The 15,135-nt window shown below is 63.7% G+C and carries 13 protein-coding genes; 5 read left to right on the forward strand and 8 right to left on the reverse strand.

Annotated features, from left to right (window positions below):
* Window positions 1-5: 5 nt before the first annotated feature.
* The 5 genes from ACFPAH_RS08295 to ACFPAH_RS08315 form a co-directional block, all read right to left on the reverse strand.
* On the reverse strand, window positions 6-674 hold the full coding sequence (locus ACFPAH_RS08295; RefSeq protein WP_379743481.1) for an SDR family oxidoreductase: 669 nt from the start codon (window positions 672-674) through the stop codon (window positions 6-8).
* Between the two features lie 177 nt (window positions 675-851).
* The gene (locus ACFPAH_RS08300; RefSeq protein WP_379743484.1) at window positions 852-2,051 is read right to left on the reverse strand and encodes an acetyl-CoA C-acyltransferase; all 1,200 of its coding nucleotides are present in this window, start codon (window positions 2,049-2,051) and stop codon (window positions 852-854) included.
* A gap of 29 nt (window positions 2,052-2,080) precedes the next feature.
* Window positions 2,081-3,868: a bifunctional isocitrate dehydrogenase kinase/phosphatase gene (gene aceK, locus ACFPAH_RS08305; protein ID WP_379743487.1), complete on the reverse strand. Its 1,788-nt coding sequence runs from the start codon at window positions 3,866-3,868 to the stop codon at window positions 2,081-2,083.
* A 50-nt stretch (window positions 3,869-3,918) separates the two neighbouring features.
* Window positions 3,919-5,103: an isovaleryl-CoA dehydrogenase gene (locus tag ACFPAH_RS08310; RefSeq protein ID WP_379743490.1), complete on the reverse strand. Its 1,185-nt coding sequence runs from the start codon at window positions 5,101-5,103 to the stop codon at window positions 3,919-3,921.
* A 110-nt stretch (window positions 5,104-5,213) separates the two neighbouring features.
* Window positions 5,214-5,624: a MerR family transcriptional regulator gene (locus tag ACFPAH_RS08315; protein WP_379743492.1), complete on the reverse strand. Its 411-nt coding sequence runs from the start codon at window positions 5,622-5,624 to the stop codon at window positions 5,214-5,216.
* A gap of 129 nt (window positions 5,625-5,753) precedes the next feature.
* On the opposite strand from ACFPAH_RS08315, the gene ACFPAH_RS08320 reads away from it, so the two are divergent.
* The 3 genes from ACFPAH_RS08320 (at window position 5,754) to ACFPAH_RS08330 (ending at window position 7,794) form a co-directional block, all read left to right on the forward strand.
* Window positions 5,754-6,806, forward strand: coding sequence for an MBL fold metallo-hydrolase (locus ACFPAH_RS08320; protein WP_379743495.1), 1,053 nt, complete (start codon window positions 5,754-5,756; stop codon window positions 6,804-6,806).
* Between the two features lie 285 nt (window positions 6,807-7,091).
* Window positions 7,092-7,505, forward strand: coding sequence for a hypothetical protein (locus tag ACFPAH_RS08325; protein WP_379743498.1), 414 nt, complete (start codon window positions 7,092-7,094; stop codon window positions 7,503-7,505).
* A 118-nt stretch (window positions 7,506-7,623) separates the two neighbouring features.
* Window positions 7,624-7,794 (forward strand): hypothetical protein, encoded by a 171-nt coding sequence (locus ACFPAH_RS08330; RefSeq protein WP_379743501.1) that lies wholly within the window; start codon window positions 7,624-7,626, stop codon window positions 7,792-7,794.
* 30 nt (window positions 7,795-7,824) lie between these two features.
* Here the strand turns inward: ACFPAH_RS08330 and ACFPAH_RS08335 are convergent, their stop codons facing one another.
* A complete protein-coding gene (locus ACFPAH_RS08335) occupies window positions 7,825-8,421 on the reverse strand; it encodes a UbiX family flavin prenyltransferase (protein WP_379743504.1) in 597 nt (198 codons plus the stop codon).
* Window positions 8,421-8,732: a Grx4 family monothiol glutaredoxin gene (grxD, locus tag ACFPAH_RS08340; protein WP_379743507.1), complete on the reverse strand. Its 312-nt coding sequence runs from the start codon at window positions 8,730-8,732 to the stop codon at window positions 8,421-8,423. Before grxD ends, ACFPAH_RS08335 begins: the two co-directional genes overlap by 1 nt.
* 150 nt (window positions 8,733-8,882) lie before the next feature.
* Here grxD and ACFPAH_RS08345 point away from each other — a divergent pair, with 150 nt between their 5' ends.
* Window positions 8,883-9,191: a hypothetical protein gene (locus ACFPAH_RS08345; protein WP_379743510.1), complete on the forward strand. Its 309-nt coding sequence runs from the start codon at window positions 8,883-8,885 to the stop codon at window positions 9,189-9,191.
* 119 nt (window positions 9,192-9,310) lie between these two features.
* Here ACFPAH_RS08345 and ACFPAH_RS08350 read toward each other — a convergent pair whose 3' ends face one another.
* On the reverse strand, window positions 9,311-11,668 hold the full coding sequence (locus tag ACFPAH_RS08350; RefSeq protein WP_379743513.1) for a Tex family protein: 2,358 nt from the start codon (window positions 11,666-11,668) through the stop codon (window positions 9,311-9,313).
* A 241-nt stretch (window positions 11,669-11,909) separates the two neighbouring features.
* Here ACFPAH_RS08350 and ACFPAH_RS08355 point away from each other — a divergent pair, with 241 nt between their 5' ends.
* Entirely contained in the window at window positions 11,910-15,026 is a 3,117-nt protein-coding gene (locus tag ACFPAH_RS08355) for a DEAD/DEAH box helicase (protein WP_379743516.1), read from the forward strand.
* The last annotated feature ends 109 nt before the right edge of the window (window positions 15,027-15,135 follow it).

Raw genomic sequence — 15,135 nt, forward strand, 5'->3', positions numbered from 1 at the left:
TTGGCTTACCAGGGGATGGGCGTGCCGTCGTGGTTCAGGAAACTGCCGTTCGCATCCGGCCCGGCCTGGGCCAGCGTGGTGCGCATGTCGCGCACGCTCTGCTCGACCGTGATGTCGGCGCCGGCGCCGCCCATGTCGGTCTGGACCCAGCCCGGGTGGAAGGCGATGCAGGTCGCGCCCTGCGGGCCGTAGGCGAGCGCGGTGTCGCGCAGCACCGAGTTCAGCGCCGCCTTGCTGGCGCGGTAGAGCGAGGCGTTCGGGTGGAGGCGCCCGCCGATCGAGCCCATGCGCGAGGACAGCACGCCGAGTTTTCCGCGCGTCGAGGTCAGCAGGGGCGCCACGATCGGCAGCAGGCGCATCGCAGCCAGCACATTCGTGTGCATCACGGTGTCGAATTCGTCCTCGGTCGGAAAGCCGTCGTGGCGCGGCCCGTACAGGCCGGCGACCAGCCAGGCGCCATCGAGCTTTTCGTCGTCGAGTTTCCAGCCGAGGCCGGCGATGGCTTCGAGCTTGTTGACGTCGAGCGCATGCGGCTCGGCGCCCATGTCGGCCAGTGCGTCGAGGTCTTGTTGCTGACGGGCGGTGGCGATCACGCGCCAGCCGTCGGCGCGGTATTGGCGCGCCAGTTCGTGGCCGATGCCGCGCGAGGCGCCGATGATGAGGGCGGTTGGCATGATCTTGGCTCCGTTAGGGTATGTGCAAGGCATGCGTAGGGTGGACGGGGTCGTTTCGGTCAATGGCTGAAATGACGTCCACGCGTCCAACGCGCGTATGCAATCGTATACGGCTATTCTTACGGTGGTTGAACGCGTGGACGGCGCAGCCGTCCACCCTACGGGTTAGCGCAACGCTTACACCATCTCGATCGCCATCGCGGTCGCTTCGCCGCCGCCGATGCACAGCGAGGCCACGCCGCGCTTGCCGCCGGTCTTCTTCAGGGCGCCCAGCAGGGTGACGACGATGCGCGCGCCCGAGGCGCCGATCGGGTGGCCCAGCGCGCAGGCGCCGCCGTGGATGTTGACCTTGTCGTGCGGGATGCCGAGGTCGCGCATGGCGGCCATCGGCACCGCGGCAAACGCCTCGTTGATCTCGAACAGGTCGACGTCACCCGCCGTCCAGCCGGTCTTCTTGAACAGCTTGTGCATCGCGCCGATCGGGGCGGTGGTGAACAGGTTCGGTTCCTGGGCGTGGGTGGCGTGGCCGATGACGCGGGCGATCGGGGTCAGGCCCAGCTCCTTGGCCTTCGATTCACGCATCATGACCAGTGCCGCGGCGCCGTCGTTGATCGACGAGGACGAGGCGGCCGTGACGGTGCCTTCCTTCTTGAACGCCGGCTTCAGCGACGGGATCTTGTCGATCTTCGCCTTCATCGGGCCTTCGTCCTTCTCGACCAGCAGTTCGCCGGTGCGGGTGGCCACGCTGACCGGGGCGATTTCCCAGTCGAAGGAGCCGTCGTTGTTGGCGGCCTGGGCGCGTTTCACCGAGGTGATCGCGAAATTGTCCTGGTCTTCGCGCGAGAACTGGTAAGTGGCCACACACTCTTCGGCAAAGGTGCCCATCGAGCGGCCCTCACCCGTCTTTTCGTTGCGCGAGTAGGCGTCTTCCAGGCCGTCGTACATCATGTGGTCGAACATCGGCGCGTGGCCGATGCGGTAGCCGCCGCGCGCTTTCGGGATCAGGTAGGGCGCATTCGTCATCGACTCCATGCCGCCGGCGACGACGATGTCGGCGCTGCCGGCGACCAGCTGGTCGTGGGCGAAGATGGCCGCCTGCATGGCCGAGCCGCACATTTTCGACAGGGTCACGGCGCCGGTCGACAACGGCAGGCCGGCCTTGATCAGCGCCTGGCGCGCCGGGGCCTGGCCCTGGCCGGCCATCAGGCAGTTACCGAAGTAGACATGCTCGACCGATTGCGCATCGACGCCGGCGCGCTCGACCGCGGCCTTGATCGCCACCGCACCGAGGTCGCTCGCCGTTTTCGAGGAAAAATCGCCCTGGAAGGCGCCCATCGGGGTACGGGCGGCGCCAACGATAACGACTGGATCATTCATGGGTAAGTCTCCAAAAGATGGCGCTGTGTTCAGGGATGCAGCGCCGGGGTATTGATCGGATGAAAACGGATGTGTTGCGGGTACGGAAAAATATCGGCCACTTCGCCGGCCAGGATACGGTCCTTGTGCGCCTGCCACCATGCGCGATCCAATAGTTCCGCATGGTGCTGCATGAAGTGGTGGCGGATCTTCTTATTTCCAAGAAGAAAACGCCCGAATTGTTCGGGAAACACGTCGTGCTTGCCGATCGGGTACCAGGGCTCGGCCGACAGTTCGTCTTCCTCGTTGCGTGCCTGCGGAATGTCGCGGAACTGGCAGTCGGTCAGGTATTCGATTTCGTCGTAATCGTAAAACACGACGCGGCCCTGGCGCGTCACGCCGAAGTTTTTATACAGCATATCGCCAGGAAAAATGTTGGCGGCGACCAGGTCGCGGATCGCATTGCCGTATTCGCGCACGCCATGCTCGAGCAGGGCCTCGTCGCCGGCTTGCTCGGCCTGGGCCAGGTAGAGATTCAGCGGCACCATGCGGCGCTCGATATACAGGTGCTTGACGATGATGCGCTCGCCCTCGATCTCGACCAGCGAAGGGGCGTGCTGGCGCAGTTCGGCCAGCAATTCCTCGCTGAACCGGTGCAAGGGAAAGGCGACGTCGGAATACTCGAGCGTATCGGCCATGCGGCCGACGCGGTCATGGTGCTTGACCAGCAGGTATTTTTGCTTGACCTGGGCGCGCGTGGTGTCTTTCGGCGCCGGATAGTAATCCTTGATCACCTTGAACACATAGGGAAAGGAGGGCAGTTCGAACACCAGCATGACCAGGCCGCGGATGCCGGGCGCGCTCCGGAACCGGTCCGAGCTGTGCTTCAGGTGCTGCAGGTAATCGCGGTAAAACAGCGTCTTGCCCTGCTTTTGCAGGCCGAGCACGGTATAAATTTCGCTCCTCGGCTTGCGTGGCATCAGGTTGCGCAGGAACTGGACATAGGCCGACGGCACTTCCATGTCGACCAAAAAATAGGCGCGCGTAAAAGAGAACAGGATCACGATCTGCTCGACGTCCAGCAGCACCGTGTCGAGCACCAGTTCGCGATGGCGCTTGTGCAGGACAGGAATGACGAACGGGTATTCGCGTGCGCCGTTGACGGCGCGGCCGACGATATAGGCACCCTTGTTACGGAAGAACAGGTTCGACAGGACGTGCAGTTGCTGGTTCGGTTCGACCTTGTCGAGGCCGAATTGTTCGACCATGCGCGCTTCGACCAGGGCCACGTCGCGCTCGAGGTCGGCGAACGGGACCTGCAGCTGGAAATTGGTGACGACGCGTTGCAAGGCAACGCGCAGGCCGTCGGCCGCCGGGTAGTAGACGCGGTAAGTCGGCAGCACTTCCTCGGTCTCGATGTACTCGGTCGAGATCACCGGGCGCACGAATATAAAATCGTTGTGGTAATAGCTGCGGTGCAGGATCTTGCAGCTGACCGAATTGAAAAAGGTCTCGGCCAGTTCCGGCTGCTTGTGGCCCGAGAGCAGGCCGATGTAATGCAGTTTGATTTCACGCCAGACGCTGTCGGCCAGGTCTTCCGGTGCGTATGCGTGTTCCAGCACGGCGACCGCCTCCTGGACCCGCTTGTCGTAGAAGTCGATGCGCGCGCGCGCGGCGGCCTGGGCGGTGGCCCAGTCGGCGCGCTCGAAATGGCGCCGCGCGGCCTGGCTCGCTTCGCGGAACAGCCGGTAGTGCTTGTCGAAGCCGTCGAGGATGCTGCGCGCGATGTCGAACGCTATCTGGGAAGACAGCAGTTTAGGGAACGTCACCTGGGTCATCGTTCGTCTCGCGCTGGTGTCGTGGGGTGGCCGGGCCACCCCACGAAAAATTACGCCGTCTCGCCAAACAGTTCGCGGCCGATCAGCATGCGGCGGATTTCGCTGGTGCCGGCGCCGATTTCGTACAGCTTGGCGTCGCGCCACAGGCGGCCGACCGGGTATTCGTTGATATAACCGTTGCCGCCCAGGGTCTGGATCGCTTCGCCCGCCATCCAGGTCGCCTTCTCGGCGCTGTACAGGATGGCGCCGGCGGCGTCCTTGCGCAGGGCGCGCACGGCGGCCGGGTTGGTGGCGCGGTCGCAGGCCTGGCCGACGGCATACACATAGGCGCGGCAGGCCATCATGGTCGAGTACATGTCGGCGATTTTGCCCTGCATCAGCTGGAATTCGCCGATCGCCTGGCCGAACTGTTTACGTTCATGGATATACGGGACCACCGCATCCATGCAGGCCGACATGATGCCCAGCGGGCCGCCGGAGAGCACGGTGCGCTCGAAGTCCAGGCCCGACATCAGGACATTGACGCCCTTGCCGACGCCGCCCAGCACGTTCTCGACCGGCACTTCGCAGTCCTGGAACACCAGTTCGCCCGTATGCGAGCCGCGCATGCCGAGCTTGTCGAGCTTTTGCGCGATCGAAAAGCCTTTATAGCCCTTTTCGATGAGGAAGGCGGTCATGCCGCGCGGGCCGGCCTCGAGGTCGGTCTTGGCGTAGACGACCAGGGTGTCGGCGTCCGGACCGTTGGTGATCCACATCTTGGTGCCGTTCAATACATAACGGTCGCCCTTCAGGTCGGCGCGCAGCTTCATGCTGACGACGTCGGAGCCCGCGTTCGGCTCGGACATGGCCAGCGCGCCGACATGTTCGCCCGAGATCAGCTTGGGCAGGTATTTCTGCTTTTGTTCTTCGGTGCCGTTGCGCTTGATCTGGTTGACGCACAGGTTCGAGTGGGCGCCGTAGGACAGGCCGACCGAAGCGGATGCGCGCGAGATTTCTTCCATGGCGACAATATGGGCCAGGTAGCCCATGTTGGCGCCGCCGTATTCCTCGCCGACGGTGATGCCGAGCAGGCCCAACTCTCCCATCTTCTTCCACAGGTCCATCGGGAACTGGTCGGTGCGGTCGATTTCCGCCGCGCGCGGCGCGATTTCGCTGGCGGCGAACTGTTGGACTGCTTCGCGCAGCGCGGCGATGTCTTCGCCATGGTCAAAGGTCAAGCCTGGAAGATGCAGCATGTCGTCGTCCTCTCGGTGGGCGGGGTTATTTAGCTCTCAGCATCATACTCGCGTGTGACGTTAACGTAAACGTCAAGTAGCAAGCGGTGGCCGGTGCCTGCACGGCCGGCTCAGGCGGCGTTATCGGCCTGTTGCGGCTGACCATCGGCCAGCAGCCGACGGCATTCTTCTTCATGAGCAGAAATTTCTTCCAGCGCCATGTCGATGTCGGCACGCTGCTGTTCCAGCGTTTCGCGCTGGTGCGCCAGCACGCCCAGGAAGCGGTTGATCTGGGCCGTGGTGTCCCTGGGCGACTCGTACATGTCGACGATACTCTTGATTTCCGACAGCGTCAGGCCCAGGCGCTTGCCGCGCAAGGTCAGTTTCAGGCGGGTGCGGTCGCGCGGCGTATATACCCGGCTGCGTCCGCCGACGCCTTCGCGGCTCGGGCTGAGCAGCCCCTGGTCTTCGTAGAAGCGGATGGCGCGGGCGGTGATGTCGAATTCGCGCGCCAGCTCGGCGATGGTGTAGGTCGTGGCCATGAATGCAGGGGGTAAAAGTGACAGATCGCGTGAATCGCTTAGAATCGCTGTTGGGGTGTTTCCGTTTACGTCAACGTCAACACATTGTAGCGCGCCCGCTTTGCCACGAATACGAAAGATTGCCTGCATATGAATCCGCTCGAGTCCGAATTGACCTATCCCTTCGGCGACGCCTTGCCTGCGCCGGGGACCGTGTGCGAGGTCGCGCCCGGACTGCACTGGCTGCGCATGCCCTTGCCGTTTGCGCTCGACCACATCAATCTGTGGCTGCTGGACGATGAAGGCGAAGGCCGCAGCGGTTATACCGTCGTCGACACCGGTGTCGCGACCGAGCCCACGCGCGCCGCCTGGGAAAGCATATTTAATGGCGCCATGGCTGGCAGGCCGCTGCTGCGCGTGCTCGCCACGCACTGCCACCCGGACCACGTCGGCCTGTCGGGTTGGCTGTGCGAACGTTTCAAGGCGCCGTTCTGGCTGACGGCCGGCGAGTTCGGCTTCGCGCGCATGATGGCTGCCGCGCTGCCGGGCGTCGACGGACCCTCGGCGATCCCGCATTTCGAGCGCCACGGCCTGCTTGACCCCGCCATGCTCGAGCAGATGCGCAGCCGCCGCAATTACTATCCCTCATTGGTGCCGAGCGTGCCCGATGCCTACACCCGGCTCCAGGACGGCCAGGCCGTGCGCATCGGCCAGGCGCGCTGGCGCGTGATCACCGGCTTCGGCCATTCGCCCGAACATGCCTCGCTGTATTCGGACGACTTGAAGATATTGATTTCGGGCGACATGGTGCTGCCGCGCATTTCCACCAACGTGTCCGTGTTTGCCGTCGAGCCGGAGGGCAACCCGCTGCAACAATACCTCGATTCGCTGGACAAGTTTGGCGACCTGCCCGAGGACACCCTGGTGCTGCCTTCGCACGGCCGCCCGTTCCGCGGCCTGCACACCCGGATCGGCCAGCTGCGCGCGCACCATGAGGCGCGCCTGGCCGAGGTGGTCGAGGCCTGCCGTACGCCACGCAGCGCGGTCGACATCGTGCCGATCATGTTCCGCCGCCCGCTCGACGCCCACCAGCTCAGTTTTGCCCTCGGCGAGGCACTCGCGCACCTGCACAAACTTTGGAAAGATGGTATGTTGGAGCGCGTAACTGGCGTCGACGGGATCATTCGTTTCCAGCTGATCTGACGGGCCAGAGCCGGATTTCTTGCGGGCTTCCCCAGCCTGCCCGGCCCCGACTCAAGGGTAAATCGACCGGATGCGCGTGTCCCGCACGCGCACTGTTACATATTTCCGCATGGATATAAGTACGATACAGTCGTACTTACCGGAAATTTTGTGGCATGATTCGCAAACGCCGCAAAAAATCTCTTCAATTTCCACATCTTTGTTACGTAGAAGGCTGCAAATGTCACAAACGGTCTTATCGGCCAAGCAACTGACATTTATGGTCGAGCGTGAAATAGTGCCATTATGAACTCCACCAACGAACGTGAGAGCTTTAGTGAGCGTCTCCAGCAAGCGCTCAAGAACGCCCATTACTCTCCGGATAGCCCAACCCGTCTGGCCCGCGAATTTAACATTCGTTTCGAAGGACGGCCGATCACCGTGCACGCGGCCCGCAAGTGGCTGGTCGGCGAAGCCATCCCGACCCAGGAGAAGCTGCGCATGATCGCGCAATGGCTGGGCGTGCCGGCCGACTGGCTGCGTTTCGGCGGTTCGGAAACGCCGGGCGAGCAGGGCGAGCAGGCCGCCAGCGCCCGTTTCGAGTCGGCCGATGTCAAACTGATCGCCGACCTCCAGCGCCTCGACGAGCACCACCGCCAACTGGCGCGCGAGTTCATCCGCATGTTGGTACGAATCAACCATCAAGCGCCCACAAAGTAAGCCAAATCCTTCGTCGTTTCTGCTTTTCTGCTTACAAACTTTCTTCACAATTAGGCAATACAAAACGCCAACACTGGCGCATAATTGTTCTGTCTTACAGCCGAGGATTGTGCCGCCAATGAAAAGCAACTACATGAACACCGCCCAGCTGAAGGAACTGATGACCGCGCCGCCGATGACGGCCGCTCAACACGCCGAGGTGATGCGCAAGCGCATTGCCCAGCGCAGGATGCTGGAGGAAGCAAGAGAGTTGAAGAAGGCAGAGAACGACCACCACATGCGGCGCTGATCAGCGCCGGGTCGGGAATACGCCAGGCGCTCAGTCAGTGGGCGCTGCGCGCATGCCCGGCCAGCGCGGCGCGGCGGCGTTGTCGATGCCGAGCAGGTCGAGCACGCGATCGACCGTGTGGTCGACCATTTCGTCGATGCTGGCGGGTCGGTGGTAAAAGCTGGGGAGCGGCGGGAACACGATTCCGCCCATTTCCGTGACCGCCGTCATATTGCGCAGGTGCGCCAGGTTCAGCGGCGTTTCGCGCACCATTAATATCAGGCGCCGGCGTTCCTTCAGGATCACGTCGGCCGCGCGCGCGACCAGGTTGTCGGCCAGGCCATGGGCCACGGCAGCCAGGGTCTTCATCGAGCAGGGCGCAATTACCATGCCGTCGGTCTGGAACGAGCCGCTGGCGATCGACGCCCCGATTTCCCGGTTTTTATGCACGACATGGGCCAGCGCCTCGACCTCGCGCCGCTGCATGCCCACCTCCTGGTGCAGCGTGAGGGAAGCGGCGTCCGAGATCACCAGGTGGCTCTCGACGCCGGGCACGGCGGCAAGGCGTTGCAGCAGGCGCACGCCATAGACCGCGCCGGTCGCGCCGGTGATGCCGACGACAATCCGGCGGGGTCGATGGGCAGTCATTACTTCTTGAACATCGCCTGCAGTTCGCCCGACTCGTACATCTCGTTCATGATGTCGGAGCCGCCGATGAACTCGCCGTTCACGTACAGTTGCGGAACGGTCGGCCAGTTCGAGAAGTCCTTGATGCCCTGGCGCACTTCCGGATCGTCCAGCACGTTCACGGTGGCGATGTTATCGACGCCGCAGGCTTTCAGGATCTGGATGGCGCGGCCCGAAAAGCCGCATTGCGGGAACTGCGCGGTGCCCTTCATGAACAGCACGACCGGGGTGTTGGTCACGGTGTCTTTGATCCAGGTTTGTACGTCGCTCATGGGATTTCGCCTTCGGTAAGGAATGATGTGGATAGATGGCGCCATTCTATAAGAAATCCACGTCAGCGGTGCGCCGGCCGGCTTGGGCGGCCCGCCGGGATTGCGGTATCATCGCCCGTTTTCTTTTCTGTCCTTCTTCAGGAATCTGCCATGCAACAAGCTCCCAAGGCCGGACCGTCGGCCGGCTTCAACCTCGTGCTGGCCGCCGTGCTCGGCGTGATCGGCGCCGTCAACCTGTTCGAAGGCGTGAGCGGCGGTGAACCCGGCTTCTTCCTGAAAGGGGCGGCGCTGGCGATCTATGCGGCGGTGCTGCTGCGCGACGCCCTGCACCTGAAAAAGACCGGCCAGCCGTCGATGACGAGAAAGCGCATGAACACCATCGGGCTGGCCTGCCTGGGCTTGTACTTCGTCGGCGTGATGGTCAAACGCGGACCGGAAATGGCGCAGTTTTTTGGCTGATGGACGGCTTGCCCGTCCACGCGTTCAGCGTACGGCCGCGATACCGGGAAGGGATCGATTAGCCAGCGCCACGTATCGCCGCGTGGACGGCAAAGCCGGCCACCCTACGTCGTTTCTTTCTATTTGCGCAGCTTCGCAAACGCCGCCGCCATCGCGCCGCCGGCCTCCGCCTTCGGCGCCGACCGTTCCTGGCGCTGATGCTGCCCCAGGCGCTTGGCATCGTTGCGATCGCCGCGCTGCTCAGGCTTCGATCCCGGCTGCGGCGCCGCATCCGACAGGCGCATGGTCAGCGCAATGCGCTTCCTCTTCGGATCGACTTCCAGCACCTTCACTTTCACGACCTGCCCGGCTTTCACCACCGTATGCGGATCCTTCACAAACGTGTTCGACAGCGCCGAGATGTGCACCAGCCCATCCTGGTGCACGCCGATATCCACGAATGCCCCGAACGCGGCCACGTTGGTGACCACCCCTTCGAGGATCATGTCCGGGCGCAGGTCGCTGATCTCTTCCACGCCTTCCTTGAAGGTCGCCGTCGTGAATTCCGGACGCGGGTCGCGCCCCGGCTTTTCCAGCTCTTTTAAAATGTCGGTCACGGTCGGCACGCCGAACTTGTCGTCCGCGTATTTCGCCGGGTTCAAGGTCTTGATCAGGGCGCTGTCGCCGACCACGGCTTTCATGTCGCGTTTCACGTCGGCCAGGATTTTTTGCACCAACGGATAGGATTCCGGGTGCACCGCCGACGCGTCCAGCGGATTCTCGCCGCCCATCACGCGCAGGAAGCCCGCCGCCTGCTCGAAGGTTTTATCGCCCAGGCGCGGCACCGCCTTCAAGGCCGTACGCGAGGTAAATGCGCCCTTCATGTCGCGGTAGCTGACGATGCTTTGCGCCACGCTGCTCGATAAACCCGAGACCCGCGCCAGCAGCGGCGCCGAGGCCGTGTTGACGTCGACGCCGACCGCGTTCACGCAATCCTCGACCACGGCGTCGAGCGAGCGCGCCAGCTGGGTCTGCGACACGTCGTGCTGGTACTGGCCGACGCCGATCGATTTCGGGTCGATTTTCACCAGTTCCGCCAGCGGGTCCTGCAGGCGGCGCGCAATCGAGACCGCGCCGCGGATCGACACGTCCAGGTCGGGCAGCTCGCGCGACGCGAATTCCGAGGCCGAATACACCGAGGCGCCGGCTTCCGAGACGACAATTTTCGTCAGCTTCAGTTCCGGGCGCTGCTTGATCAGGTCCTGCGCCAGCTTGTCGGTCTCGCGCGAGGCGGTGCCGTTGCCGATCGAGATCAGGGACACGTTGTGTTTTGCCGCCAGCTGGCCCAGCACGTGCAAGGAGCCGTCCCAGTCGTTCCTCGGCTGGTGCGGGTAGATGGTGGCGGTGTCGACCACTTTACCGGTGGCGTCGACCACGGCCACTTTCACGCCCGTGCGCAGGCCCGGGTCGAGGCCCATGGTGGCGCGCTGGCCGGCCGGTGCCGCCAGCAGCAGCGCTTTTAGATTGCGCGCAAAGACATTGATCGCATCGAGCTCTGCCTTCTCGCGCAGGGCGCCCATCAGCTCGGTTTCGATGTACATGAAACTTTTCACGCGCCAGGTCCAGCGCGCGGTGTCGAGCAGCCATTTGTCGGCCGGGCGCCCCAGCGATTTGATGCCGAAGCGGGCGGCGATGCGCGACTCGCAGGGATTGAGCGGCGCATCCCACTTCGGTTTTTCAGGCTCGGTGTCGAGGCGCAGCACGACGTCGAGGATGCCTTCGCGCCTGCCGCGCATCAGGGCCAGCGCCCGGTGCGACGGCACGGTCGCCAGCGGCTCCGAATAATCGAAATAATCGGCGAACTTTTCCCCTTCGTCCTGTTTACCGTCGACCACCTTCGATTCGACCACGCCGTGCTCCTGCACGTATTCGCGCAGCGACTGCAGCAGGGTCGCGTCTTCGGCAAAGCGCTCCATCAGGATCTGGCGCGCGCCGTCCAATGCCGCCTTGGTATCCGGCACGCCCGGGTTGTTGACGCCGTCGGCATTCGCAAACGCCTCGCGCAGGTAGTTGGATGCTTCTTGTTCCGGATTGCGGGTCGGGTCTTCCAGCAGCGCGTCGGCCAGCGGAGATAGCCCCGCTTCGACCGCGATCTGGGCCTTGGTGCGGCGTTTCTGTTTATACGGCAGATATAAATCTTCGAGACGCGTCTTGTCCTCGGCCAGCGCGATCGATTCGAGCAGCTCGGGCGTCATCTTGTTCTGCTCGGTGATCGAGGCAATGATCGCCGCGCGCCGGTCTTCCAGCTCGCGCAGGTAGCGCAGGCGCTCTTCCAGCAGGCGCAACTGGATGTCGTCGAGGCCGCCGGTCGCTTCCTTGCGGTAGCGCGCGATGAAGGGGACGGTGGCGCCTTCGTCCAGCAGGGCGATGGCGGCGGCGACTTGCGCCGGCTTGGCAGCGAGCTCGAGGGCGAGGCGTTGTTCGATAGAAGGCAGCATGGGGCAAAGGTCCGTGCTCGAAGCACGTGAATCAGGTGAGTCAGGCGGGCAATGATACCGAAGTGCAGGGATTGTGCCAGTCCCTGTGCCGGCTGCCGCCAACTGAAATGTGGGAAGAACGCGTCGAGATCTTTCATACTGTAAAGATTTCTCAGCTACGTGCGATCACGAACAAAACTGAAGTGCCCGTATGAGAGATAATGTCGTTTGTTGTTTTTTTTCATACAGGTTCAAGGACCCAATGCACACAGTTGATTACCCACGCGAACACGCAAGCGATGCCCCGGCACCGCGGGCGACGCCGGCACGCGCGCCCGCACTGCCCGCACCGGTGATGACCTGGCTGCAACGGGTGGAAGCAGCTGCCCATCCGCAACCAAAGCTGACCGTCGAAGTCGCCGATCCGAAGGCAACCCAGTACAAGTTTGTGTATGTGATGGCGCCGACCAGCGGCGGGCGCCACGTGGCCGTCTGCCTGTGCAAGGCGCGCCTGCGCCCGAACGGGGAGGTGGCCGCCGCCAGTCCGGTCAACGAGGTGTTTTCGCTGCTGTCGGCGCCGCCGGCCTACCTCGAGGGAGAAGACGAGGACCTGGTACGCTTCTTCATCGCCATGCGCAGCGGTGCTTCGCAGAGCACCAGCGCCACCGAGCCGAAGGGCAAAGTCGGCGCGATCCTGCTCGACCTGCTGCTGCGCCAAGGTAAGCTGCTGTGGGCCAACTCCTGGGCCGACATGGCCAACGGCCTGGTCTATCCGCTGCAGGCCGGTCCGACCCGCCAGGCGAACCTGGCCTGGCGCGACGAGGGACGGGCGGCCAAGCTGGGCTGGTCGGTGGAACCGGCGAACGGCGCCGCGAACCACCCCGGCGCCGACCTGATCGACTACATGCTGCCGACCGATCCGCCGTGGTACATCGACAACCTGTCCTGCGGTCCGCTGGAACTCAATCGTGGCGGCGTCGACATTTCGCTGGCCGAACTGCAAGCCTTGGTGGCGCAAGCCCCTGTGCTGACCGGCAACGATAAAAAGCGGGTGTCGCAACTGCTGCTCGCGCATGGCCTGCAGGAACTGATGCCGCTGCCGCAGCCGCTGACCCAGCGCCTGCGCGACGACGTCAAACCGCAACCCTTCCTGTTACTCGATGCGGTCGCCCTTGCTGATGGCGGCAGCCAGCGCTGGCACGATTTCGCCGTGCTCTCGTTCGACTACGACGGCCAGCGCGTCTCCTTCGATCCGTCGCAGCGTGTGGTGCGCCAGATCGGCGACGTCACCGAGATCATCGCGCGCGATGCCGCGGCGGAGGCGGCAGCGCTGGATAAACTTAGCGAACTCGGCTTCCGCAAGCCTGCCACCACGCCCTTGTCCGGCGTGGCCGGCGCGCTGCAGCTGGAAAGCCAGGCGGCCTGGCTGCGCTTTGCCGAAGGCGAACTCGACGTGCTGTCGGACGCCGGCTGGCACCTGCAAAAATCGAACAAGTACCGCTACGACGTGGTGCCGGTCGAAGACTGGTATGCCGAGATCGACGAACCGGAAGAAGCCGGTAAAGCCTGGTTCGAGCTGGAGCTGGGCATCGTGGTCAACCGCCAGCGCGTGCCGCTGCTGCCGGTGCTGGTGCAACTGATCCGCAACGCGCCGCTCGAATTCGACCCGGCGGTGCTGGCCGCGCACGGCGAAACCGACCAGATGCTGGCGACCTTGCCCGAGGGATTACGGGTGGCCCTGCCCTGGGCGCGCGTGAAACCGATTCTCGCGACGCTGGGCGAACTATATTTCAACGACAAGATCAAGAACCGGGTGCGCCTGTCGACGCTCGACGCCAGCCGCCTCGAGGAACTGGCGCGCGGGGTCGAGATGCGCTGGTTCGGCGGCGAGCAGCTGCGCGAAACCGGCCGCAAGCTGAGCCAGTTCGGTTCCGTCAAAAAGGTGGCGGCGCCAAGCGGCCTGCAGGCGACCCTGCGCGACTACCAGCTCGACGGCTTGTCGTGGATGCAGTTCCTGCGCGAGTACGATCTTGCCGGCATCCTGGCCGACGACATGGGCCTCGGTAAAACCGTGCAGACACTGGCGCACATCCTGACCGAAAAGGAAGCGGGCCGCCTGACCAGCCCGGCGCTGGTGATCGCGCCGACCAGCCTGATGACCAACTGGCAGGAAGAGGCCGCGCGCTTTGCGCCGAGTTTGAAAGTGTTGCTGTTGCAGGGCAAGGAGCGGATGGACCTGTTCGACCAGATCGAGCAGGCCGACATCGTGCTGACCACCTATGCGCTGCTGCCGCGCGACGAGGAAAAGCTGCGCGAGCACCATTATCACCTGGTGATCCTGGACGAATCGCATTACATCAAGAACACTCGCTCAAAAGCGGCGCAGACGGCCGGCTCGCTGAACGCCAGGCACCGCCTGTGCCTGACCGGCACCCCGCTGGAAAATCACCTGGGCGAGTTGTGGTCGCAATTCCACTTCCTGCTGCCGGGCCTGCTGGGCGAGGAAAAGGCGTTCAATACCCAGTTCCGCCATCCGATCGAACGCCAGGACGACCCGGTACGGCGCATGTTATTGAATCGCCGCATCCGTCCCTTCCTGCTGCGCCGCACGAAGGACAACGTGGCCAAGGAATTGCCGGAAAAGACGGAGATGGTGCGCCGCGTCGAACTGACCGGCCCGCAGCGCGACCTGTACGAAACCGTGCGCCTGGCGATGGACAAGAAGGTGCGCGAGGAAATCGACCGCAAGGGCGTGGCGCGCAGCCAGATCGTCATCCTCGAGGCGTTGCTGAAGTTGCGCCAGGTCTGCTGCGACCCGCGCCTGGTGAAGGCGATGCCGTCGAAGAAAAACACGGCCGCGATCTCCGCCAAGCTGACCGACCTGATGCAGATGGTCGACGATTTGTTGGAAGAGGGCCGCAAGATCCTCGTGTTCTCGCAGTTCACCAGCATGCTGGCGCTGATCGAAGAGGAACTGGCGGCGCGCGGCATCCGCTACGCGATCCTTACCGGAGAGACGCGCGACCGCTCGGCGCAAGTGGCCGCCTTCCAGCAGGGCGCGGTGCCGATCTTCCTGATCAGCCTGAAGGCGGGCGGCGTCGGCCTCAATCTCACCGCGGCCGACACCGTCATCCACTACGACCCGTGGTGGAACCCGGCAGCCGAAAACCAGGCGACCGACCGCGCCTGGCGCATCGGCCAGGACAAGCCGGTGTTCGTCTATAAACTGATCGCGAAAGGCACGCTGGAAGAGAAGATCCAGCAACTGCAGCAGAAGAAGTCGGAACTGGCGAACTCGATCCTGGCCGAAGGCGAGTCGCAAAAGATGGCGCTGACCCAGGAAGACCTGCAAGCCATCTTCGCTCCGCTCGAAGAGTAAGCGACAGCGGCAGGCGAGGGGGCCCGGCGGCGCAAGCTGCCGGGCCCCTTCGCGTTCATGCAACGATCCGGCATGATCGCCAACCCTGCTCCCGATCCATTTCCCCTGC

Origin of the sequence: Massilia sp. GCM10023247 (assembly GCF_042653325.1) — a bacterium.
Taxonomy (GTDB): domain Bacteria; phylum Pseudomonadota; class Gammaproteobacteria; order Burkholderiales; family Burkholderiaceae_D; genus Telluria.